The organism is Desulfosarcina variabilis str. Montpellier, from assembly GCF_048565275.1.
GTDB classification, from domain to species: domain Bacteria; phylum Desulfobacterota; class Desulfobacteria; order Desulfobacterales; family Desulfosarcinaceae; genus Desulfosarcina; species Desulfosarcina variabilis.
The window spans coordinates 8,909,627-8,930,920 of the sequence record NZ_CP159846.1; the positions used below are offsets into that span (position 1 = coordinate 8,909,627).

A 21,294-nucleotide genomic window follows, 5' to 3' on the forward strand; every position below is an offset into this window, starting at 1 on the left:
TCGGTCATTTCTGGATGGGCACTACTTATCTTCGAGGATTTGCTCTACCTCCGCCATCTTTCCCGTCGCCACCTGTTCGGTAATCAGCACCGTTTTGCAGTTCGGGCAATAGGGCAAATCCGTGGTAAACCGGTTGTTCATGTATGTCGCCGCCACCGGTCCTACCACCAGATCACACTGGCAACGCTCGCAGCGCCACTTCAGGTCTTCAGGTTGAACATTTTCGCTTTTCATGGCCCTACTACCTCCATGCGATGAGAATAGGCATTGTGCACCACATAGCCATCTACAGCCGGTGTATAAACCACCCAGAAAGTGGCATGGCCCAGGCGCTGCATCCCTAAAAATTGCCCGGTTTCACCATTGCAAAAGCGAATGCCGCCGGTTTCGGCATGGTGGATCACCCGGCGCAGGTTCTCTTCGAGAATACGGCGGGATTGCAGAATCTCGGCTACCTCAGGTGCGATTACAAGCCGTATGGCTGGATCCGGTTCGCCGGAATCATCCACGGTTTCGTTCCATAGCTCGCGCAATAGATCGCTTTTGAGTTGCTGACGGTTCTCCCGCCGCCGGGACCAGCCGGTCCTGGGACGGGCGGCCGGATCAGCGACGTCCTGATCCGGAAACATCAAATCCAACAGATGCACGGTGCGTTTGCCCACACCGGCCAGGACATCCCGGCACATGGCGCAGTAGGCCAGATAATCGCTGTTGCTGCGCCTGCTGCGGGTTTCAGTCACCTTTTTGGCCAGGTCGGGATTGGCGTTTTCCATGAGCCCGCCGAATCCGCAACACTCGGTGCGTTCCCGTCCCAGATCCAGTTCTTCGGCAGACACGTTCAAGCGATCAACCAGTCGTCGCACCGCCTCCTGAACCCCAGGCGCGTCACGGGAGGTGCAGGGATCATGGATGGCCAGCGGTCCGTCGGGCCGGAACACCCCCGCCTGGGGAATACCGATTTTATCAACCACCTCCCATAAGGAGACGGGTTCGACGCTGGGCAGATGGTCCTTAAACACCTTGAGGCAGGTGGCACAGGCCATCACCGGCTGTGGACAGCCCAGTTCCTTCCAGGTGGTTTCCCAGCGGGACAACTCAGTCAAGAACTGCGCCTGCCGGCCGGACCAATGGGCTGGCGCGCCGCAGCAACCCAGCATCATGGCAACGCCGCCGACCAGTTTTTCTCTTAAATAATCATAAACCCGCGTCACCTGACCGGGCATGGACGCGGCCAGTTGACACCCCGGGAAAAAGAGATATTGGCTTTGGGACTGTCCGGGCGCATGCCGGGCCATGAAAAAGGCATCGCTCTGGGAAAAGGCCATGTCCTGAAGCGCGAAATCGTGAGCCGAAGGAGGCATTTTATCGCGCCGTACCATGTCCTGCCGAGCGGCCAAGCAAAGGTCCTGCATGGCGAAATCATTGGGACAGACCGCCTCGCACAATCCGCACAGGCTGCAAGAATTGATCAGGCGGTTGGACTTGCGCTCACCCATGACAATCGACAGGTTGTTGTAAATCTCCCGAGCGTAGGTTTTGGGATAGCCTTTGAATGCGTCCAGATACTCACACACTTTCACGCATTCCAGGCACTGGCACTGCAGGCATCGGCTGGCCTCGGCCTGGGCCTCATCTTCCGCATAACCATTCTTGGAATCCGCCATGGCCACCGCCGGCAAGGATGCGATTCCTTCCAGGTTGGTGATCAGCCGGGTCTTTACAGGCCCCTCGTTTTCCCGGCCGGCATCCATGGAGACCTTTTGCAGCCAGCGGTCCATGGAGGTGGCGCACCAGCGCCCAGTCGCCGCCTGCCAAACGGGCGATGGGTGGCCACCGCCGGCAAATACCCCGTCCGTTCCCGTATCACCGGGAAAACGCCCTGCCGGAAGGCTGGCTTCAGGTTTCAGTCCCCAGATTTCAGTTAAAATTCCGTCCAGGCCCACATACACGGCGGCAAAAGACTGCCTTATTATATCCGCGTCCAGTGCGACCCCGGTTTCAAATTGCACGCCCAGGTGACCGATGCGTTTGACTTCCGCGCCGACCGCGTCTTCGGAAAGCCGCCCGGCATAACGATCAATCAGGCCACCCCCCATGCGGTTCCCGGGCTCAAATAGGGTAAGATCATAGCCTTTGCGGGCCAGATCCCAGGCCGCGGTCAGGCTGCTCAATCCGCTGCCGATCACCGCCACCCGAATCGGTTTTTTAGGCAGGGGCAGCACCCGCTTGGGCTTGTCACTGCGGGACACACAGGCCCGTTCCAGCTCGGCAATACGGATCCCACCACCCACCTTTGCTCGGTTACAGACCGCCTGGCAGGGTGCATCACAAATACGCCCCAAAATACCCGGCAGGGGCATGGTCTTGTTCAGCACCGCCAGTGCCTTGACCCACCCACCGGCGGCCATGTGCCCGGCCAGGGCACGCGCATCCACATGCAGGGGACAGGCGGCCACGCAGGGTGCCGGCTCATCCTGGATACAACGATTCTCCCACTGCCGTAATTCCGTCTGCTCCATCGTCCACCCTTCTCTTTCGGGCTGCTCCCTTAGAGTCTGTTTGATAAATCCGTCTAAGGCCCGCTAACGGTGTTGGAAAGTATCTCAAAATGCTCACATATTACATATATGCGCCGCTTTCGAGCCACTTTCCGCCTTGTTATCGGGCCTAATCCAGACTTCTCAAACAGGCTCTTTGCAGCGTCCCTGATGCTGCAAAAGCGACCTTCAGCCACAAATCTGCCGAAGGTCGCTTTTTTTTAAAAGATTACTCATCCGGTTGGTTTATGGTAGGCACGCCGGATGATCATCTTTCCTATTTTGCTTGCAGACCGGCCAACACCTTCTCCGGCAATGCCGGCAGACGCTTAATGCGCACGCCACAGGCGTTGTAGATCGCATTGATCACCGATGCATGCGGGCTGGTCAGCGGCAGCTCGCCCACCCCGCCAGCGCCAAACGGTCCATCCTTACGCGGTGTTTCCACATAAATCAATTCCATATCATCGGGAATCTGCTTGATATACGGGAATCCGGCGCCGGCCAGAGTGGAGTGTTTTTTGATATCTTCATAGTCCTCGGTCAGGGCCAGTCCGATGCCCTGGGCGATACCGCCGTACATCTGGCCATCCACGACCAGGCGGTTGTTGATGCTGCCGATGTCGGCCACCAGGGTCATCTTCTCCACGGTGGTCTTGCCCGTCGCGGTGTCCACGGCCACCTGAGCCATGAAAATGCCGTACATGTATACGGAAAACGGCGATCCCTGGCTGTTCTCATCGCAGTTGGTGGCCGGCGCGGTCCATTGCCCCACATAGTGAACCGCAATATCTTCGGCCTTCATCTGGGCGTAATCGCGATAGGTACCGTCCGGTTTCTTCATCCCGGCCAGCAGTGCCTGGCAGGCTTCCCTGATCGCCTGGCCGGTCATGACCTGGGAACGGCTACCACCGGCCGGTCCTGAATTGGGGGCCTTGCTGGTATCGTTCATCACCAGTTTGATCCGGTCCGGTGTGATTCCGGCTACCCGGAGGGCTTCGGCGGCCACACCCAGGGTTCCGGCATCGGCACCCTGACCGTGATCCTCCCAGCAGTTGAAAATGGTTACCGTATCATCGGCATTGAGCTCAGCCCAGGCTTCGGAAGCATCAGGTCCATCCAGCCCGCATCCATAAACACCGATGGAAATGCCCACCCCCTTTTTAACGGCATCCGTGGATTCGGCCTTGGCCTGATCCAGGGCCGCTTTGTACTTGGGCCGCAAAATGTCGATCATCTCGGGCAGGGAGTAGACTTCCGGGGCCTGACCCGTGGGGGTTGTCGATCCTTCCCGGTAGACGTTCTTGTATCGCAGTTCCAAGGGATCCATGCCGAGTTTTTCGGCCAGCTCGTCCATGAGCACTTCGGAGGCGAACTCACTCTGGGGTGATCCATAACCGCGGAATGCCGATCCCCAGGCATGGTTGGTGCAGACGGTACGACCTTCACCGCGGATGTTGGGGATGTCATAACCGGCGCCCATGAACTGGGTGCCGCGCAGGGTCAAAAGATCGCCGAACTCCGAGTAGGGGCCGTGATCCACGCTGTAATCGGTTTCCATGGCCTGCAGTTTGCCGTCCTTGTCCGCCGCAAAACGCATGTTCATGAAAAACGGGGAGCGCTTGCCGGTGTATGCCTGCTGCTGCTGGTAGTCGTATTTGAGGAAACAGGGTCGACCGGTGACCAGGGTGGCCACGCCCACCAGGGCTTCCATGGTGGGGCTGAACTTGTAGCCAAAGGTACCGCCAGTGGGGTTCTGAACCATGATCAGGTCTTCCAGTTCTACCCCCATGCCCGGCGCGATCATGGCCGCATGCAGCTGCAGGCCGATGGACTTGGAGTGAACGACCAGCTTGCCGTCGTCATTCTTATAGGCAAAGCCGACATCCGGTTCGATGGGCATGTGCGGCTGACGGCCAACGTAATAATCGCCTTCGATGACCACATCGGCAGAATCGAAGATCGTTGCAGTCTCATCGCCTTTGGCGATTTTCTGAATGTAATAGACATTGGGCGTTCCCGGGTGAATCTCGATGGCATCATCGGCCATGGCCGCCGGTGCACTCATGTATTCGGGCAACGGCTCGAGCTCGACCTTGACCTTGGCCGCGGCATCCTTGGCGTGATGCTCGGTGTCGGCGCACACGATGGCTATGGCATCACCGTATTGAAACACCTTGGTGTCGTTCAAAATGGGGCGTTCCCAGCCATCCCCCTTGTTGGTCGGAAAGGTGATCAAACCGGTGATACGGTTCTTTCCAGGTATATCCTTGTGGGTAATTACCTTGAACACGCCGGGCATCTTTTCGGCTTCGGCGGTATCGATGTCTTTAATGGTGGCGTGGGAAACCGTGGCCTGCACCAGCGCCATGTTGAGCCGGTCCTCGGGCAGTTTGAGCCCCAGGTCCCCGCCGTAATCCAGTGTGCCGGTCACCTTGCCGATAGCCGAGGGGCGCGGGTATTTGGTACCCCAGATGCGTCCGTCCTCGGGAATCTTGAAATGCAGTTCATCCACATCCATTTCGCCGCGCAGCACCTTGGCCGCATCCATGACCGCGTCGACCAGCGGTTTGTAGCCGGTGCAGCGACAGGCGTTGCGATGTTTCTGGAACCAGTCGCGAACCTCCTCACGGGTCGGGGAAGGATTTGTATCGAGTAAAACTTTGGCCGAAACGATAAAGCCGGGGCTGCAGAACCCGCACTGGGCGCAGCCGTGGGCGATCCAGGCGACCTGGATGGGATGCAGGGCTTCCGGTGTGCCGATCCCCTCGATGGTGGTCACCTGGGCACCATCGGGAACGCGAGAAAATTTGGTGATGCAGGAACGTACGAGCTTGCCGTCCATGATGATGTTACAGGCGCCGCACTGTCCCTGGTTACACCCGACCTTGGTACCGGTCAGTCCCATCTGGGCCCGCAGAATGTCTGCCAAGCTGTCCTTTTCCGATGCAACCACGGTCTTGGTGCTGCCGTTAAGCATAATGTTGCGTGAAATCATAATTCCTCCCCATTTGTTAGTGAAAAACAATTGAAAAAAGCAAACCACCAATCATCAGTCTTTGCCGAAACCACACAGGGGATAGCGGCAGACGTCACATCCGGCGCATAACCCGCCGTGTCCCATGGCGGCGATATCATCACGTGTCACCGGCTCGCCAGCCAACAGACGCGGTATGACCAGATCAAAAATACTGGTTTTGTAATACATGACACAGCCCGGCAAACCGGCCACGGGAATGTCACCGATGGTTGCCAGCATAAACATGGCCCCTGGAAAAATCGGCGCCCCATAGTTGATCACCCGGCCGCCGGCCGCCCGAATACTGGCTGGTGTCTGGTCATCGGGATCCACGGACATGCCACCGGTGACCATGATCATTTCGGCGCCATCTTCGATCAGTTCATGAATGGCGTTAACGGTCATCTGCCGGTCATCGGAAACCAGAATCTGGCGGATGACCCGGCTGCCCAGGGTCTTGAATTTTCTCTCGACCACCGGGCCGAACCCATCCTTGATGCGCCCGTGATAGACTTCACTGCCGGTGGTCACCACACCCACGCGACAGGATTTAAAGGCCTTGACCTGAATCAGGGGAAAAACCGCCGCACAGGTCTTTTCGGCCTCGATAATTTCTTTCTCGTCGATGGTCAGGGGCACGACGCGGGTGCCGGCAACAGTCTGTCCCGCCTGCACCGATTGACAGGAATGCAAGGTGGAAAATGCGATCTGACCGATGGAATTGATCTGCTTCAGGGCATCAACATCGATTTTGAGCAAGCCGTTTGTCTCGGCGATCAGATTCACGCGCCCTTCGGCAGGCTCACTCAGGCGGATGCCCTGCCCTGCTGCGGCCCGGGCCAGGCGACCAGCGGCAGCGTCCTCGTGAATCATTCCCGGGGTCATGTCGAAAACAAAGATGTTCTCCTTGCCCATGCTTAAAAAATCAGGAATTTCCTCCTCGCGAATAATGTGGCCTTTTCGAAAGGCCGGACCTTTTTCTTTTCCGGGAATGATGCGGGTTATATCGTGGCCCAGCACCATACCGACAGCCTCGGCAACAGGAATGGCTTTCATGGATCGATTCCCCTCACTGCATGCAAATTGTGAAAGACAGGTGTAACCTCAGCAGTCAAACCGTCGATATGAGCGATCAAACGCTCAAGATGAACAGATGGCACAGGTGGAAAAATGTAAAAAGGACAGGTGACAGCCTCTTATTGCATCTTCCTTTTTGTGTCAACTTTGACATATTGAGGACAAAAAATAACGCTTCAAACAATGCTGTTGTATAAAGCGATCGCCGAGTACTTTGAGCAAACATTAGGCCAGAGAATGAAAATTGGAGACAAAAAGAACCATGAATAACCGTTGCCGACCATAGACAACAATTCGCCTTCAGTTTGAACCATTATCAATGTTAAATTTAGTAAAGATGAATCATGGCAGGGGAAAAAATACGGGGCAATCTGACTCGCCGAGAAAGACCATTTTGAGTCATAAAGACCCGTTTGGTGTCAGCATAATCGGTTTCAGGGACAGGTAATACGGAAAAGTATGGTTTTACATGCGCCTCTGGCGTCAGTTCATCTCCAATGGGGTGGAATCGTCCATGGGCTGCTGTAGCGAGGCTTTTTGCTCATGCGCCTGTCGGGTCAACCACCCCCCGCCCAGGGCCTTGTACAAGCTGACATGGGCGACGAGGTATTGCTGCTGCAGTTCAGACAGCTGCAATTCCACGGAAAACAGGGTTCGCTCGGTCTCCAGGACCTCCAGATAGCTGGTCACGCCCTTGTCATAGCGCTGTTTGGACAGCGCATTGGCGTTTTTGGCGGCTTTTTGCTGGCGATCGGTGGAAGCCAGTTCCTTTTTCAATGTGGCGATGGCCACCAGGGCGTCCTCCACCTCACGAAATGCGTTCAACACCGTGGCCTCGTACTGGTAAAGGGCCTGACGGGTTTTCTCCTCCTCGATCTGCACGCGCCGTTTGTTCTTCCCGAAATCAATGATCGGCGCCAGCAATTGCCCGCCGATGGACCAGACCCCACCTTCGGTGGTGATGGATCCGATCTCGGTGCTGGCCACGCCCAGGGTACCGGTCAACGAAATACTGGGAAAGCGCAGAGCCTGGGCCACGCCGATGTTTTCGGTCTGGGCCTTGAGCCGATATTTGGCCTGGACGATATCCGGACGCCGTTCCAGAATATCCGAGGGCAGGCCCACCGGAATGCCCGGTGGTACCCGCTGAGCGGTCAGGTCCCGGCCCGTCTGGATGGCGCCAGGCAGGCGGCCCAGCAAAATGCCGAGCCGGTTTTCGGTCTGGGCAATGGCGCGCTGGTAAAGCGGAATCGCCGCCTCGGCGACCTCCTTTTGAATCTGGGACTGATTGACATCGATTTCGGCAATGATACCCCGATCAAAACGCTGCTGGATGATGTCCAGGCTTTTCACCCGCGAGTCCAGGGTCGAGCGCGACACGGCCAGTCGCTGGTAATAATCAAGCAACTGATAGTAGCTGACGGCCACATCGGCAATCAGCGACAGCTGGATAGTCTGCAGGCCATAGTCCGAAGCCATCAGATCGGCCCGGGCCGCCTCGGTGGCGCGCCGGTAGCGGCCCCAGAAATCGATTTCCCAGCTAAGCGGCGCATCCAGATAGATACTGGAATTGGTATCCGTGGATCGCGATCCACCGCTATAGTTGCCCGCATAAGCACCGGCCTGGCCGCTTAATTTTGGGAACTGGTCGGCCCGGGTAAAACCAACGGTCGCCCGGGCCTGCTCGATACGGCTGATAGCGATTCTAACGTCGCGGTTATTTTCAAGGGCCGTGACCACCAGGGTGTAAAGCACGGGATCGTCGAACAGTTCCCACCACTTCAGGTCTTCGGCGCTGCCTGACGGCATCGTCTGCGTGCGAAAGGCCTCGGGCGTGGCAATCACCGGCTCCTTGAAGTCCGGGCCTACGGCGCAGCCGGCGAGCAGCACGGCAGCCAGCGCCAGTGGGATGAGTCCCTTCCTACCTAAAAGATAGTGTTTAAGATAGTGTTTTTGGCAAGGCCAGAGGGAGGAAGCTGTATAATCAATACCGCGACGACCGATAACGCAGCCCAAAAACATTGTCTTGAATGCTATATGACGGTTCATCATACCTCTTTTGCCTGCTCGGGTTGAAGGTCTCTTTTTTTCTCATAGCGGGCGATTTTTCCGATGAAAACGAACAGCATGGGATAGAAAAAAACGCCCAAAAGGGTTGCCAGGGTCATGCCGCCGAGCAGCGCCATGCCGATCACCACGCGGGCCTCGGCACCGGCACCCGAGGCCACCACCAATGGAAACACCCCCAAAATAAATGAAAACGCGGTCATCAGGATCGGCCGGAAACGCAGCCGGGCCGCTTTTACCGCGGCATCGAAAAGCGACAGGCCTTTATTAAATTCAATATTGGCGAACTCGACGATAAGAATGGCATTTTTGGCGGCCATGGCGATCAGCATCACCAGGGCGATCTGGGCGAACACGTTCAATTCAAAGCTGGGGCTGAACATTCGGGCCAGGTACAGTGACAGAAAGGCGCCGAACACGGCAAAGGGTGTACCGAGCAGGATACTCAGCGGCAGGGACCAGCTTTCATACTGGGCGGCCAGGATCAGGAAAACGAATAGCAGGGAAAATACGAAAACGATGGCCCCGGTGCCCGAGGCCTGCTTTTCCTGAAAAGACATGTTGCTCCAGGCATATCCCATATCGGTGGGTAGGGATGCGTCGGCCACCTCCTCGAGGGCGGCGAGGGCCTGGGCCGAGGTGTATCCCGGGGCCGGTCCACCGGTCAGTTCAATGGCCCGGTAGAGGTTGAACCGGTTGGTGAAATCCGGTCCGGCAATGGACCTGATGGTGACAAAAGTGCTCAAGGGCACGGCCTGACCGTCCCTGTTCTTGACAAAGAACAGATTGATGCGTTCCTCGCTGATACGGTATTCGGGCTCCGCCTGAATGTAGGCCTTGTAAAGCCTTCCAAAGCGGTTGAAGTCGTTGACGTAGGAGCCGCCTAAAAAGGCGCCCACGGTGGTATAGATGTCGTTAAGGCTCACGCCGGCTTTAAGCACCTTGTCGCGGTTGATCTCCATGTAGCGCTGGGGCACGCCGGCCCGAAAAGTGGTAAAGATGGAGCCGATTTCCGGTCTGGCCATGGCGGCCTGGATGAAGCCCATGGTCTGCTGGGCCAGGTATTCGGGAGTGTTCCCCCCCCGATCCTGAACCATGATGGTAAACCCGGAGCCGTTGCCCAGGCCGGGAATGGCCGGCGGGCCGAAGGCGAACACCTGGGCCTCGTTAATGCCCATGAAAAATTCGCGGTTCAACACGTCAACCAGGTCCAGCGCGGTTTTTTCACGCAGGCCCCAATCTTTGAGAGAGACAAAAACAAACCCGGCATTGGAGGACATGCTGCCCGAGATCAGGCTGAAACCCGTGGCCGCAGTCACATATTCGACCTCCGGGTGCCGGCCGATAATCTGTTCGACTTTTTTCACCACCGCATCGGAGCGCTGCAGGGAAGCGGCATCGGGCAATTGAACGTTGACCATCAGGTAGCCCATGTCCTCGCTGGGCATGAACCCGCCCGGCAGGAGTTTTCCCAAAACGCCCAATCCGCCTGTGAGCACAAGGATAAAAATTAAACCGATGGCGATCCGTCGGGTCATGAAACGCACCAGCGTGGTATAGCCTTCCGTGGACTTGTCGAAGACCCGGTTGAACAGCCTGAAAAACGCGCCCAATGGACCGCCGATGGGTTGCTGTTTGCGCAGCAGGATACCGCACAGGGCCGGGCTCAGGGTCAGGGCATTGAGGGACGAAAAACATACCGAGACGGCCACGGTAATGGCAAACTGCTGGTACAGCCGGCCGGTGATCCCGCCCATCACGGCAACGGGGATGAACACCGCCACCAGTACCAGCGTGGTGGCGATGACCGGCGCGGTCACCTCTTTCATGGCCGCCCGGGTGGCTTCCTTGGTGGGCATGCCCTTTTCGATGTTCACCTGCACGGCTTCCACCACCACGATGGCATCATCGACCACGATACCGATGGCCAGCACCAGTCCCAACAGCGACAGCACGTTGATGGTGAACCCGATCATGGGAAAGACGATGAAGGCGCCTACCAGGGACACCGGGATAGCGATGGTGGGAATCAGGGCGGCCCGCCAATCCTGAATGAAGATGTAAACCACCAGGATCACCAGGGCCAGGGCCACAATCAGGGTGACGACAATCTCATGAATACCCGCCGTGATGGCCTGGGTGGTGTCGAGGCTGACGTCGTAGCGCATACCTTTGGGAAAGGAGCTGGACAGATCGGCCATGGTTGTCTGGACGGTTTCGGCAAGGGCCACGGCATTGGATCCCGGCGCCTGGTATACGGCGATCATGGCACAGGGCTTCCCATCCAGCCGGGTAAAAGCATTGTAGGTTTCCACCCCCAGTTCAACACGGGCGATGTGCTTGATTTTCACCTGGCTGCCGTCGGCTTTGGTGCGTACGACGATCTCGCCAAACGCCTTTTCGCTTTGCAGCCGCTCGGGCAAGCGTACCGTGTAGGTAAATTCGGTTCCCGGCGGAGCCGGCTCGGCACCGAACTTACCGCCGGGCACCACCACGCTCTGGGCCCGGATAGCATCCACGATTTCGGGAATGCTGATGTCCAGATGGGCCAGGCGGTCGGGCTTGATCCAGATGCGCATGGAGTAATCACTGGCCCCAATGACGTTCACCCGGCCGATGCCCTTGATGCGCGCCAGGATATCTTTGATGTTGATCAGCGCAAAGTTACCCAGAAAATTCTGGTCGAAACGGGGATCATCGGCGGTCAGGGCGATCAGCATGAGGATGTTGGGCAGGGATTTTTCCGTGGTCACGCCCAGGCGTTTGACCTCTTCGGGCAGTTTGGCCGTGGCCGCAGCGACCCGGTTCTGGGTGAACACGGTATTCATGTCCGGGTCCGTACCGATGTCAAAGGAAACCTGGATGGTCATGGTGCCGTCGTTGGCGTTGGTGGATTTCATGTAGATCATGTTGTCCACGCCGTTGATCTGCTGCTCCAGTGGTGTAGCCACGGACTGCTCGACACTGACGGCATTGGCCCCGGTATAATTGGCCCGCACCTCGACGATAGGCGGCGTGATATCCGGATATTGCTCCATGGGCAGGCCGCTCATGAACACGATGCCTACAATGACCATGAATATGGCAATCACCATGGCCACAATGGGCCGTCTGACAAAAAAATCACCCATAGCAGATCACTTTTTTCCCTGGTCGGTTGATTTTATATCCACGATTGCCGGCGTGACCGTGGCGCCGTCCTTGACTTTCTGCAGGCCTTCATAAACCACCCGCTCACCGGATTTAAGTCCGTCGGTGATCAACCAGAAGGAATCGATCTTCGGCCCCATGGTCACTTCCCGGGTATGGGCCACATCACTGCCGTCCACCACAAACACATTGAACAACCCCTGAAGTTCCATCACACAGCGCTGGGGAATCAGGATGCCATCTTTTACCACCTGGCCCTTGACCCGCACTTTGGCGAACTGGCCGGGTCGCAGCAGTTCTTCGGGATTGGGAAAGGAGGATTGCACCAGCATGGCGCCGGTGGTGGTGTCCACTTCGCGGTTGATGAAATCGATCTTCCCGGGATGCTTGTAGATCGACCCGTCGATCAGAATCAGTTCCAGTGGCAGCCCTTCATCCTGGACTTTTCTTGAACCGGCCTGGCTGAGATAGCGGGCCACCTCCAGGTACTGGCTCTCGGTGATGAAGAAGGTCACCAGGATTGTATCCACCTGGGAGACCGTATTTAAAATCACCGGATTGGGATCGCGGCCCACGAAATCGCCGACTTTGGCCTGGGTCCTGCCGATGATACCGTCAATGGGGGAATAGATCTTGGTGTAACCCAGCTCGATCTCGGCGGCCCGCAGGGTTGCATTTGCCGCATCCAGTGAGGACTGGCCGGCCTCGAACGCGGCCACGGCCTCGTCCAGGTCACTCTGGCTGACCGCATTGATTTTGGCCAGGGGCCGGATACGGTCCAGATCTCCTTTGGCCTTGGCCAGCATGGTCTCTGCCTCGGCAACGTTGCTCTTACGGGCGGCGACCTTCTCTTCAAAAGGCTGACTTTCCAGGGTGTAGAGGAGATCCCCTTTTTTTACCGGCCCACCCTCCTGAAAATGGATTCCCTCGAGAAAGCCTTCCACACGGGCCCGGATGGCAATGTCTTTTAGGCCATAGGTCTGCCCCACAAACTCCATGTAGATGGGAACGTCCTGGGCCTTGGTTTCAACCACAGATACATTCGGCGGTGGTGGAGCAACGGGCGCCTGGGCCTTGTCTTTCTCTCCACAGGCCAGAAAAAACAACGCCAAGCAGGCAAACAAACAGACGGTTTTTAGTCTCATGGTGCCTTCTTTTGCAAGGTTGGTGGTTAGTGTCCGTCCAGAAAACGGTTCAATTCGCAGAACGCTCAATCATGGTGCTTAACAACATCCCTCATCACTGCGACGGTCAACGAAAACACTTCATTTATGGGGCCTTTTAAGCCCCATTCAGACTCTTTTTACACAGCGTTTTGTTTAGACGCGCATCAACATAGGTTAGCAGGCAATATTGGGGGATTGGATGATTTTATATCATTTTTTCAGTTGCCAGGAAACAACCAAAATTGAAGATGATAGAGTAACCGCATTTGAATTGATGGCTTTCGCCGGAAGTAATGGATAAACTGTTAAAAACAGGCGTTTAGACAATTGGCATACTTCATGAATTGTTACATTGATCAGTTGGTCCCATACGGAAAGGCAACCTACCCACACTAGAACGGAGGGACACCATGATCCATTCCATCACCCATTTGTCTCCGTCCAATGAAACAACCCCATGCCCTTACTGCAGCCAACACACATCTGTCGAGCTTCCCGCGACTTACCGGCCGGTGTATGCCTACTGCGGCGCCTGCGGGAAGAAGTTCATTGCCGAGCGTCTGGCCGAGGGGTTTCACACGCTGACCCTGGAAGCAGCACCCTGTTTCAGTGATCCCGATTGCCGGGAGCTGGAAATGGCCGGAACTGATGAAGAGTGATCGTCGGCCATTCGGTTGACTCAGGCCGATAACCGCCAAACGAAACGTTAAGTAACGTTACGTCTTTGCATGTAACGGTTTAATCGACCAGGTCAAGGATCGCCTTGGAAGTATATTCACCCACATCGGCCAGACCGTCCATGGGCATGAATCGATTGGCGTTGTTGGCGTAGAGGCAGGTCACCGACGGCGGGAAATCCTCATCCGCTTCGTAAAAAATGTAGCACAAGTGAATCTTGGGCAGGGGTTGCACCACAATGGCAAAATCCCCACCCACCGAGGCCGGCGGCTGTTGGCCACCGAGTTGCTCGCCAATCCGATCAATCTTGGTTTTGATCTTATGCACCGCCGGCACCAGAATCTGCTCCGTGTGCGAGGCAAAGGCCCCCACATACGGGGCGGAATTGGGAAATTCCTTGAATGCCTTGAGCGGTTCCAATACCGGTGCGTCCGTGCTGGCATTGAGCGCGTAAAGCGAAAGCAAAATGCCGATGATGCTGGCTGCCGGCTGCCCATCCAGCGTAATCCCATCCGGGGCGATCACACATTGCCGGCCAAAAGCCGTGAAAGTAAAGGCAAGGCCCTGTTTGCTGGCTGGCAAGCGCCCTTCCAGATCTTCCGGTAAATCATCGTAAAGCCGCTTGAGGTTGTCGTTGACAATGATTTGGTAGTTGTCTGTCATTTCATCTGCCTTCCTTCTTTATTGGTTGAATACCAATGAACGCGAAAAGAATCCGGTTGCTATTGTTATTTTACGAATCTGTCATTATTAGCAGCAACGTTGGCCCGCATCAACACCACCTTTAAAATCCGGGATAGGCAGGCCATCAGCGCCACAAAGTCTGCAAGAACCCACCAGAAAAAACTTGACAGGCAGGCTGTGAAAGAATATTTTAGATAAAAAATAAAACGATCGTTCGAAATAATTATCCCCATACAATTCAACCCCACCGTATTTAATGAATTGCTATCGATCAGGAGGTCATAAAATGGGTATAGGAACCTATGAAGCGTATGTTGAAAGACTGGAAAAGATGAAACCGAATGTCTACATGTTCGGGGAAAAACACAAACGGACCGGTGATTATCTTAGCGGCGGCCTGTATGTGATCAAACAAACCTTCGACTGGGCCCATGATCCCGAATACGAAGATGTCTGCACAGCCACATCCCATCTCACCGGAGAAAAGATCAACCGTTTCACCCACATTCATCGTACCCAGGACGACCTGCTCAAGAAACAGCTGATGACCCGGCTCCTGTGCCACCGGGTGGGCGGATGCATTCAGCGCTGCATGGGCACCGACGCACTCAACGCACTGGCCGTCGTAACCTATGACTGTGACCAGGCCAACGGCACGAACTACGCGGAGAGACTCGAAAAGTACATCCGTTACTCCCAGGAATACGACCTGGTGGCCAACTGCGCCCAGACCGATGTCAAGGGCAGCCGCAATCCCAAATACAAGCGCGCCCACATGCAGCCCGATCCGGATCAGTTTCTGCACATCATCAAGCGGGACGTCGATGGCATCGGCGTCGACGGCAAGCCGTGCAAGGGTGTAATCGTGCGCGGAGCCAAGGTCTGCAATTCCATTGCACCCTATGCTGATGAGATCATCGCCCTGCCGACCAAGTTCATGGCCGAAGGCGACGAAAGCTACGCCATCGCCTTTGCCCTGCCCGGCGACTGGGACGGTGTCAAACTCATGGCCCTGCCCTCGAAACATCATAAGCGCAAACATCTCGATGCACCCATCGGTCACGTCGGCGATGTCGAGTCCATGACCATCTTCGATGATGTGTTCGTGCCTGAGGACAGAATATTCCTCAACGGCTATGATAACCCGGACGTTTTGCCCTATGCCGGCTACCTGGCCCTCATGTTCGCCCACTATCACCGGCATTCCTACACCGGTTGTAAAACCGCCGTCTCGGAAGTCTTCGCTGCCCAGGCCGCCCTGGTCGCCGATGTCAACGATATTGAAAAAGCGGCCCATGTTCGTGAAAAAATATGCGAAATCATCAGCACCGCTGAATTGGTGTTTGCCGCCGGGCAGGTGTCGGCCTACCGTGCGGTGGAATTTCCCAACGGCTCCTGGGTGCCGGATGAAATCCTGACCAATGCCGGACGCCGGCTGGCCGGGCACAAAATCTACGAAGAGTACGGCACGCTGGCCGACCTGACTGGCGGCATTTGCGCGTCGCTGCCCACGGAAGAAAGCTTCTACGATCCGGAAACCGCCGAGCTGTGCAACAAGTATATCACGCGTAACCCCGCCTACACGGCCGAAGAAAGCCACCGGGTGATGCGCATGATGGAAAACAAACTCTGCGATTCTTTCGAAGGCTCCCAGATGGTGGCCGGCATGCACGGCGGCGGCTCGCCCCTGATGGAAACCATCACCATGATGAGTCGCTATGACCTTGAACCCTTAAAGGACATCGCCAAGTACCTGGCTGGATTCGAGGGCGTCAAACTGCCACGCTACGAGCGCGCCACCGCCACCCCCAGGGCGATGCTTGATAAGTTTGAACAGGCCAAAAAAAGTAAAAAATAACGGCATTGAACAAATTATGGGGAGTACGATTTCATGATCAACAAAGTTTGCACTGCAAAAGAAGCAGTGGCTCTGGTCAAAGATGAAGATTGCATTGTCTACACCGGATTCATTCGTTCCATGTCTGCTGAAGAGTTGTTTTATGAGCTGATGAAGCGCTTTGATAAAACCTGTGCACCGAATAATCTGACCTTGCTGCACGGTGCTTGCTCCAGCACGTTCCTAAATGGTGCCTTTATTGGTATGAACTGCCTCGGCAAAGAAGGATTGCTGAAAAGAAGCATCAATGGGTTTTACGGAAACGCCGATTTTGTCAAACAGATGATTTATGACGAAAAGATCGAAGCCTATAATTTCCCCATGGGGGCGATCAACCAGCTGCTGCGCAGTTTTGCGCTCGGCCATAAAGGCATGCTCAGCAAAATTGGCCTGAAGACCTTTGTCGACCCACGCCTGGAAGGCGGCAAGACCAACCGCTCCTGCTCTGAAGATTTTGTCAAGGTCGTTGAACTGGAAGGTGAAGAATTCCTTTATTACACCGCCCCCAAACCCAATGTCGCCTTTTTACGGGGAACAACCGCTGACGAATACGGCAACATCACCATGGAAGAAGAAGCCATCTACTCGCTGTCCCGCGTGGCAGCCATGGCGACATACCAAAATGGCGGTACGGTTATCGTTCAGGTCAAGAGAGTTGTCAAAGGCGGCACACTGAATGCGCAGTCGGTTCATATTCCCGGTATTTTCGTGGACAAGGTCGTTGTTTGCTCCAATCCGGAAGAATTCCACCGGCAGTCTCTCAACACGCTGTATTCTCCGGTCCTTTCCGGCGACAAAAAAATGGTGACCAACGGGCACGACAAGGAAATGCCGCTGGATGAACGCAAGATGATCGGCCGTCGCGCGGCCATGGAACTCAGCCCCAATGATGTCGTCAATCTGGGGATCGGCATTCCTGACGCCGTTGCTTCGGTTGCCGGTGAAGAAAATGCAGACGACATGATCGTGCTGACCGTGGAAACCGGCACCATCGGCGGCATTCCCATGCCGAAAGGTGACTTCGGTACCACGGCCAACGCCTGGGCCATGGTTGCCGAGGATCGTCAGTTCGATTTGTATGATGGCGGCGGCCTGGACATCTGTTTCTTGGGATGTGCGGAAGTCAGCCCCAAAGGTGACGTCAATGTCTCCAAATTCCCCGGAAATATAATGGGTTGCGGCGGCTTCATCGATATCACGCAACCCACCAGAAAAGTCGTTTTCTGCGCAACCTTCACGGCCGGAGGCCTGAAAGTCAATGTAAAAGACGGCAAACTCGTGATCGTGCAGGAAGGCAAGATCGTCAAGTTTAGGAACGACATCATGCAGGTGACCTTCTCGGGCGACTATGCCAACGAGACCCACCAGGATGTCAGCTATGTCACCGAGCGATGCGTGTTCAAACTCACGCCGGCCGGTCTTGAACTGGTTGAAATCGCGCCGGGCATCGATCTGGAAAGAGATATTTTGGCGCACATGGAGTTCAAGCCGGCCATCAGCAAAGATCTTAAGCTCATGAACCCGAAGATTTTCGGCACCGCGCTCATGGGACTGCGCGACTATATTGATGCCAATGCCAAATATAAAGAGGCCCAAAAGCAGATACTCAACTAAAATCATTATTCCATCCTGGAGAGACGACAATCATGGGCAAATTCTCAGGGCAGATTTTTCTGATTACCGGTGCGGCAAGGGGGCTTGGACGCGATTGTGCGTTGCATTTGGCAAAATTGGGAGCGGACATCGGTGTGATCGATATCAACTTCGAGTCCTTTAAGGATTTTGATGGGGAAGCCGCGTTGATGACCGCCGAAAACGTCATCGAAGAGATTCGCAATCTCGGCGTTCGCGCAGCAGACGCCACGGCCGACATTGGCAACCGTGAGCAGGTGTTCGCTGCCGTCGATCAGATCGCCCAGGAACTCGGCGACATCACCGGTGTTTTTTGTAACGCCGGTGGCGGCATGGGAGCGCCCGACGGCAACAAGGCGACCGAGATGAACTGGGAGCATTATCACGCCGTCATCGACCGCAATCTCCACGGTACGGTTTATACCTGCAATGCGGTTGCGCCGATGATGAAGAAAAAAAAGGCCGGCAAGATCGTTACCATGGGATCCATCGGCGGATTAACCGCCGGCAGTGATGGCGCCTATGCTCATTATGCTGTGGCCAAAGCAGCCATTATTCATTACACCCATTACCTGGCCCAGGAACTGGGGCCGTACAATATTACCGCCAACTGCGTTGCGCCGGGCTACATGGCCACCGGACGCCTGAAGGAACTTTACAAGCAGGCCGGCGAAGACACATTCCTCAGTCGCAACGCCATTAAACGCTTTGGAACACCAGAGGATGTTTCCAGCGCCGTCGAATTCCTGCTTTCGGATGAATCCAGCTTTATTTCCGGCACGACACTTGAGGTCACCGGTGGCGCCATAGGCCGCGTTAGAGTCGATTAGGAATTATTTTTTACCTGCACCCTAAACCGTCGCCCTTGAAACATTTTCAGTGTAGACGCCGCATTTCCTGCGAACCAGATAAACGATGGCATATACCACGGGTGTATCCAGGGCGGCGATGGCCATCTTGACAATCCATTGGCCGACGATTAATGAGCCGATGGGCATCACCCCGTAAAAAGCGATGGTGATAAAGATAAAAGAATCCAAAAACTGGGAAACCGCCGTGGAAAGATTGTTGCGCAGCCACAGGTGCCGCTGATTGGTGATCCGCTTCCAGAAATGAAATGCCCACACATCGTGATATTGACTGACCAGGTAGGCAATGAAAGAGGCAACAATGATCCGGCTGGTGGCACCCAAAACCGATTGAAAGGCGGTATCGTTGTCCCAGAACGGGGCCTTGGGCCAGGCCAGACTTAACTGGACCAAAAACAGAACAGCCACAAGAGCAACAAATCCGCCCAATATTGTGGTGTTGGCCCGCTCGCGCCCCCAGATTTCACTGATCACATCGGTGCAGATAAAGGTGATCGAATAGGCCAGAACCCCGGCGGGAACGAACAGACCGAACACGGTAATGATTTTGTTGGCCAAAACAGAAGCAATGGTAATGCAGCCGATGAAAATACTAAGCAACAAGATGTATGCGCGGTCTCCCGCTGAAATGCTACTCATGTACAACCCTATCTAACGTTAAATTCCAACCTAAATTACAAATTGACCGATTGCCGAAAAAACAAAGGGTTTGCCAGCCAAACCCTTTACCCTCATATCTAATCCAACTGCTATCATCAAGCCCAAAAGATAGATCCGTGATCGGTGATCCGTGATCCGTGATCGGTGATCGGTGATCAGAAACCAATGCCCCTATTCCCATCCATTTTCATGGTCCTTGGCGATAAACCAGATCGGACAAGCGGTACGGTGTTTGCAGTAAAGCTTCGGGTCCCGGCAACGGGCACAGGATTCACAATAATGGATTTGGTATTTCATGTACACCAAGGCGACGGGTTTTTACGGATGATTTATACAGCTTTGCATTGTTTCTATTTTCATTATGCCTATAATGATATAGTAACAATTAAGTATGTAAGCGTTCGTCATTCTTAGGAGCCGATAGTATCAATTGGGTTACAATGACCCAGTAAATTTAGGAAGTGTGATGTATGGTATTGTTCAACGCACCCACAGCAACAAGAGACCGAGATGTTATGAAAGAGTTTTTCAACGTTGAAACCATTGAGGCGGTACTGGGCCATGCGCCGTCTTTTGCTGCAGTAGAAGTGGAAACCGTATCCCTGGCGGAATGTATGGGACGAATTCTGGCCGAGGATATCTACGCGGATGTGGATATCCCTGATTTCAACCGCTCCACCATGGATGGGTTTGCGGTCAGGGCCTCATCCACCTTTGGAGCATCCGAGGCCAACCCCGCCTATCTGACCGTCAAAGGGCAGATTCCCATGGGGGTGAAGCCGGATTTCACCATCGGCCCGGGTGAAGCCGCTCGTATTTCCACAGGTGGGATGTTGCCCGAAGGGGCGGACAGCGTGATCATGATCGAACATACCGATCTTTTGGATGACACCACGCTCGAGGCTTACCGCAGCGTGGCACCCGGCCAGTACATCATTGAAAAGGGCGAAGATATTCAATGCCAGGCCCCTGCCCTCTCCCAAAAAACGCGCATCCGTCCTCAGGAAGCGGGCCTTATCGCCGCTTGCGGACGAACGGAAATCAGCGTGTACAAACGTCCCATGGTCGGCATTATCTCCACCGGTGACGAGGTCGTCCCCGTGGACCAGACGCCCGGCGATGGCCAGATCCGCGATATCAACACCCACACCCTTTCCGGCCAGGTCCTGGCCGCCGGCGGGGTACCCGTGGTTTTCGGAATTGTCAAGGACAGCCGTGACGATCTGATGGAAAAATGCCGTAGCGCCCTTCATACCACCGACATGGTGATGATTTCCGGCGGCAGCTCCGTAGGTGCACGGGACTTTACCGTTGAGGTGTTGGAGGCCCTTCCCCACACCGATATCCTGGTTCACGGGATCTCTATCAGTCCCGGCAAGCCCACAATTCTGGCCCGCTCCGGGCAAAAGCCGTTCTGGGGGCTGCCCGGCCATGCGGTTTCGGCCATGGTGGTTTTTGCCGTGGTGGTACGCCCCTTCCTGGATCGTTTGTGTGGTCTGCCAAACGCGACCCGACAATTCGGCGTACAGGCCGTGCTGAATCGAAATATCGCCTCTGCCCAGGGGCGGGTGGATTATGTGCGGGTGCGCCTATTCGACCAGGATGGCGTGGTGATGGCCGAACCGGTCCTGGGCAAATCCGGTCTGATCCACACCATGGTCAAGGCGGATGGGCTGATCGCAATCGGTATGAATACCGAAGGGCTGGATGAAGGAACGGTGGTTGAAGTAGTACCGCTATAAGACATAGTTTTAAGTGTTAAGTTTTAAGTGTTAAGTTGATGAATGCTGCCGATAGTATTAAATCGATGCTCATCCTTCGCTTAACACTTAACACTTCCTACTTAACACTAATTTTT

The 21,294-nt window shown here is 55.3% G+C and carries 14 protein-coding genes; 5 read left to right on the top strand and 9 right to left on the bottom strand.

Annotated elements, in window-relative coordinates:
* Window positions 1-21: 21 nt before the first annotated feature.
* The 7 genes from Dvar_RS40040 to Dvar_RS40070 form a co-directional block, all read right to left on the bottom strand.
* A complete protein-coding gene (locus tag Dvar_RS40040; protein WP_419659054.1) occupies window positions 22-234 on the bottom strand; it encodes a DVU_1557 family redox protein in 213 nt (70 codons plus the stop codon).
* The gene (locus tag Dvar_RS40045) at window positions 231-2,519 is read right to left on the bottom strand and encodes a pyridine nucleotide-disulfide oxidoreductase/dicluster-binding protein (protein WP_419659055.1); all 2,289 of its coding nucleotides are present in this window, start codon (window positions 2,517-2,519) and stop codon (window positions 231-233) included. The genes Dvar_RS40040 and Dvar_RS40045 overlap by 4 nt, the downstream gene beginning before the upstream one ends.
* A 295-nt stretch (window positions 2,520-2,814) precedes the next feature.
* Window positions 2,815-5,535 carry a molybdopterin-dependent aldehyde oxidoreductase gene (locus tag Dvar_RS40050; protein WP_419659056.1) on the bottom strand — a complete coding sequence of 907 codons (2,721 nt, stop codon included), beginning with the start codon at window positions 5,533-5,535 and terminating at the stop codon, window positions 2,815-2,817.
* A 54-nt stretch (window positions 5,536-5,589) separates the two neighbouring features.
* Entirely contained in the window at window positions 5,590-6,612 is a 1,023-nt protein-coding gene (locus Dvar_RS40055; RefSeq protein WP_419659057.1) for a molybdopterin-binding protein, read from the bottom strand.
* 504 nt (window positions 6,613-7,116) lie between these two features.
* Window positions 7,117-8,685: an efflux transporter outer membrane subunit gene (locus tag Dvar_RS40060; RefSeq protein ID WP_419659058.1), complete on the bottom strand. Its 1,569-nt coding sequence runs from the start codon at window positions 8,683-8,685 to the stop codon at window positions 7,117-7,119.
* Window positions 8,682-11,831, bottom strand: coding sequence for an efflux RND transporter permease subunit (locus Dvar_RS40065; RefSeq protein WP_419659059.1), 3,150 nt, complete (start codon window positions 11,829-11,831; stop codon window positions 8,682-8,684). Before Dvar_RS40065 ends, Dvar_RS40060 begins: the two co-directional genes overlap by 4 nt.
* 6 nt (window positions 11,832-11,837) lie before the next feature.
* Window positions 11,838-12,995: an efflux RND transporter periplasmic adaptor subunit gene (locus tag Dvar_RS40070; RefSeq protein ID WP_419659060.1), complete on the bottom strand. Its 1,158-nt coding sequence runs from the start codon at window positions 12,993-12,995 to the stop codon at window positions 11,838-11,840.
* 431 nt (window positions 12,996-13,426) lie between these two features.
* Between Dvar_RS40070 and Dvar_RS40075 the strand changes: the two genes are divergently transcribed.
* Window positions 13,427-13,675, top strand: a complete 249-nt coding sequence (locus tag Dvar_RS40075; protein ID WP_419659061.1) for a hypothetical protein — start codon at window positions 13,427-13,429, stop codon at window positions 13,673-13,675.
* Between the two features lie 79 nt (window positions 13,676-13,754).
* Here Dvar_RS40075 and Dvar_RS40080 read toward each other — a convergent pair whose 3' ends face one another.
* A complete protein-coding gene (locus Dvar_RS40080; protein WP_419659062.1) occupies window positions 13,755-14,357 on the bottom strand; it encodes a DUF3786 domain-containing protein in 603 nt (200 codons plus the stop codon).
* Between the two features lie 307 nt (window positions 14,358-14,664).
* Here Dvar_RS40080 and Dvar_RS40085 point away from each other — a divergent pair, with 307 nt between their 5' ends.
* From Dvar_RS40085 to Dvar_RS40095, 3 genes are read left to right on the top strand one after another with little or no spacing between them, the layout of a single operon-like run.
* The gene (locus Dvar_RS40085) at window positions 14,665-16,236 is read left to right on the top strand and encodes a 4-hydroxyphenylacetate 3-hydroxylase family protein (protein ID WP_419659063.1); all 1,572 of its coding nucleotides are present in this window, start codon (window positions 14,665-14,667) and stop codon (window positions 16,234-16,236) included.
* A gap of 33 nt (window positions 16,237-16,269) precedes the next feature.
* Window positions 16,270-17,889 (top strand): acyl CoA:acetate/3-ketoacid CoA transferase, encoded by a 1,620-nt coding sequence (locus Dvar_RS40090; protein WP_419659064.1) that lies wholly within the window; start codon window positions 16,270-16,272, stop codon window positions 17,887-17,889.
* Between the two features lie 32 nt (window positions 17,890-17,921).
* The gene (locus Dvar_RS40095) at window positions 17,922-18,737 is read left to right on the top strand and encodes an SDR family NAD(P)-dependent oxidoreductase (RefSeq protein ID WP_419659065.1); all 816 of its coding nucleotides are present in this window, start codon (window positions 17,922-17,924) and stop codon (window positions 18,735-18,737) included.
* 21 nt (window positions 18,738-18,758) lie between these two features.
* Here the strand turns inward: Dvar_RS40095 and Dvar_RS40100 are convergent, their stop codons facing one another.
* On the bottom strand, window positions 18,759-19,415 hold the full coding sequence (locus Dvar_RS40100) for a queuosine precursor transporter (protein ID WP_419659066.1): 657 nt from the start codon (window positions 19,413-19,415) through the stop codon (window positions 18,759-18,761).
* 536 nt (window positions 19,416-19,951) lie between these two features.
* Here Dvar_RS40100 and glp point away from each other — a divergent pair.
* Window positions 19,952-21,178, top strand: coding sequence for a gephyrin-like molybdotransferase Glp (gene glp, locus Dvar_RS40105; protein ID WP_419659067.1), 1,227 nt, complete (start codon window positions 19,952-19,954; stop codon window positions 21,176-21,178).
* Window positions 21,179-21,294: the final 116 nt, after the last annotated feature.

What these genes read in the sequence shown, in the direction of transcription:
- Dvar_RS40040 (WP_419659054.1), bottom strand. Translation starts at nt 234, where the DNA reads ATGAAAAGCGAAAATGTTCAACCTGAAGACCTGAAGTGGCGCTGCGAG.
- Dvar_RS40045 (WP_419659055.1), bottom strand. Translation starts at nt 2,519, where the DNA reads ATGGAGCAGACGGAATTACGGCAGTGGGAGAATCGTTGTATCCAGGAT.
- Dvar_RS40050 (WP_419659056.1), bottom strand. Translation starts at nt 5,535, where the DNA reads ATGATTTCACGCAACATTATGCTTAACGGCAGCACCAAGACCGTGGTT.
- Dvar_RS40055 (WP_419659057.1), bottom strand. Translation starts at nt 6,612, where the DNA reads ATGAAAGCCATTCCTGTTGCCGAGGCTGTCGGTATGGTGCTGGGCCAC.
- Dvar_RS40060 (WP_419659058.1), bottom strand. Translation starts at nt 8,685, where the DNA reads ATGATGAACCGTCATATAGCATTCAAGACAATGTTTTTGGGCTGCGTT.
- Dvar_RS40065 (WP_419659059.1), bottom strand. Translation starts at nt 11,831, where the DNA reads ATGGGTGATTTTTTTGTCAGACGGCCCATTGTGGCCATGGTGATTGCC.
- Dvar_RS40070 (WP_419659060.1), bottom strand. Translation starts at nt 12,995, where the DNA reads ATGAGACTAAAAACCGTCTGTTTGTTTGCCTGCTTGGCGTTGTTTTTT.
- Dvar_RS40075 (WP_419659061.1), top strand. Translation starts at nt 13,427, where the DNA reads ATGATCCATTCCATCACCCATTTGTCTCCGTCCAATGAAACAACCCCA.
- Dvar_RS40080 (WP_419659062.1), bottom strand. Translation starts at nt 14,357, where the DNA reads ATGACAGACAACTACCAAATCATTGTCAACGACAACCTCAAGCGGCTT.
- Dvar_RS40085 (WP_419659063.1), top strand. Translation starts at nt 14,665, where the DNA reads ATGGGTATAGGAACCTATGAAGCGTATGTTGAAAGACTGGAAAAGATG.
- Dvar_RS40090 (WP_419659064.1), top strand. Translation starts at nt 16,270, where the DNA reads ATGATCAACAAAGTTTGCACTGCAAAAGAAGCAGTGGCTCTGGTCAAA.
- Dvar_RS40095 (WP_419659065.1), top strand. Translation starts at nt 17,922, where the DNA reads ATGGGCAAATTCTCAGGGCAGATTTTTCTGATTACCGGTGCGGCAAGG.
- Dvar_RS40100 (WP_419659066.1), bottom strand. Translation starts at nt 19,415, where the DNA reads ATGAGTAGCATTTCAGCGGGAGACCGCGCATACATCTTGTTGCTTAGT.
- glp (WP_419659067.1), top strand. Translation starts at nt 19,952, where the DNA reads ATGAAAGAGTTTTTCAACGTTGAAACCATTGAGGCGGTACTGGGCCAT.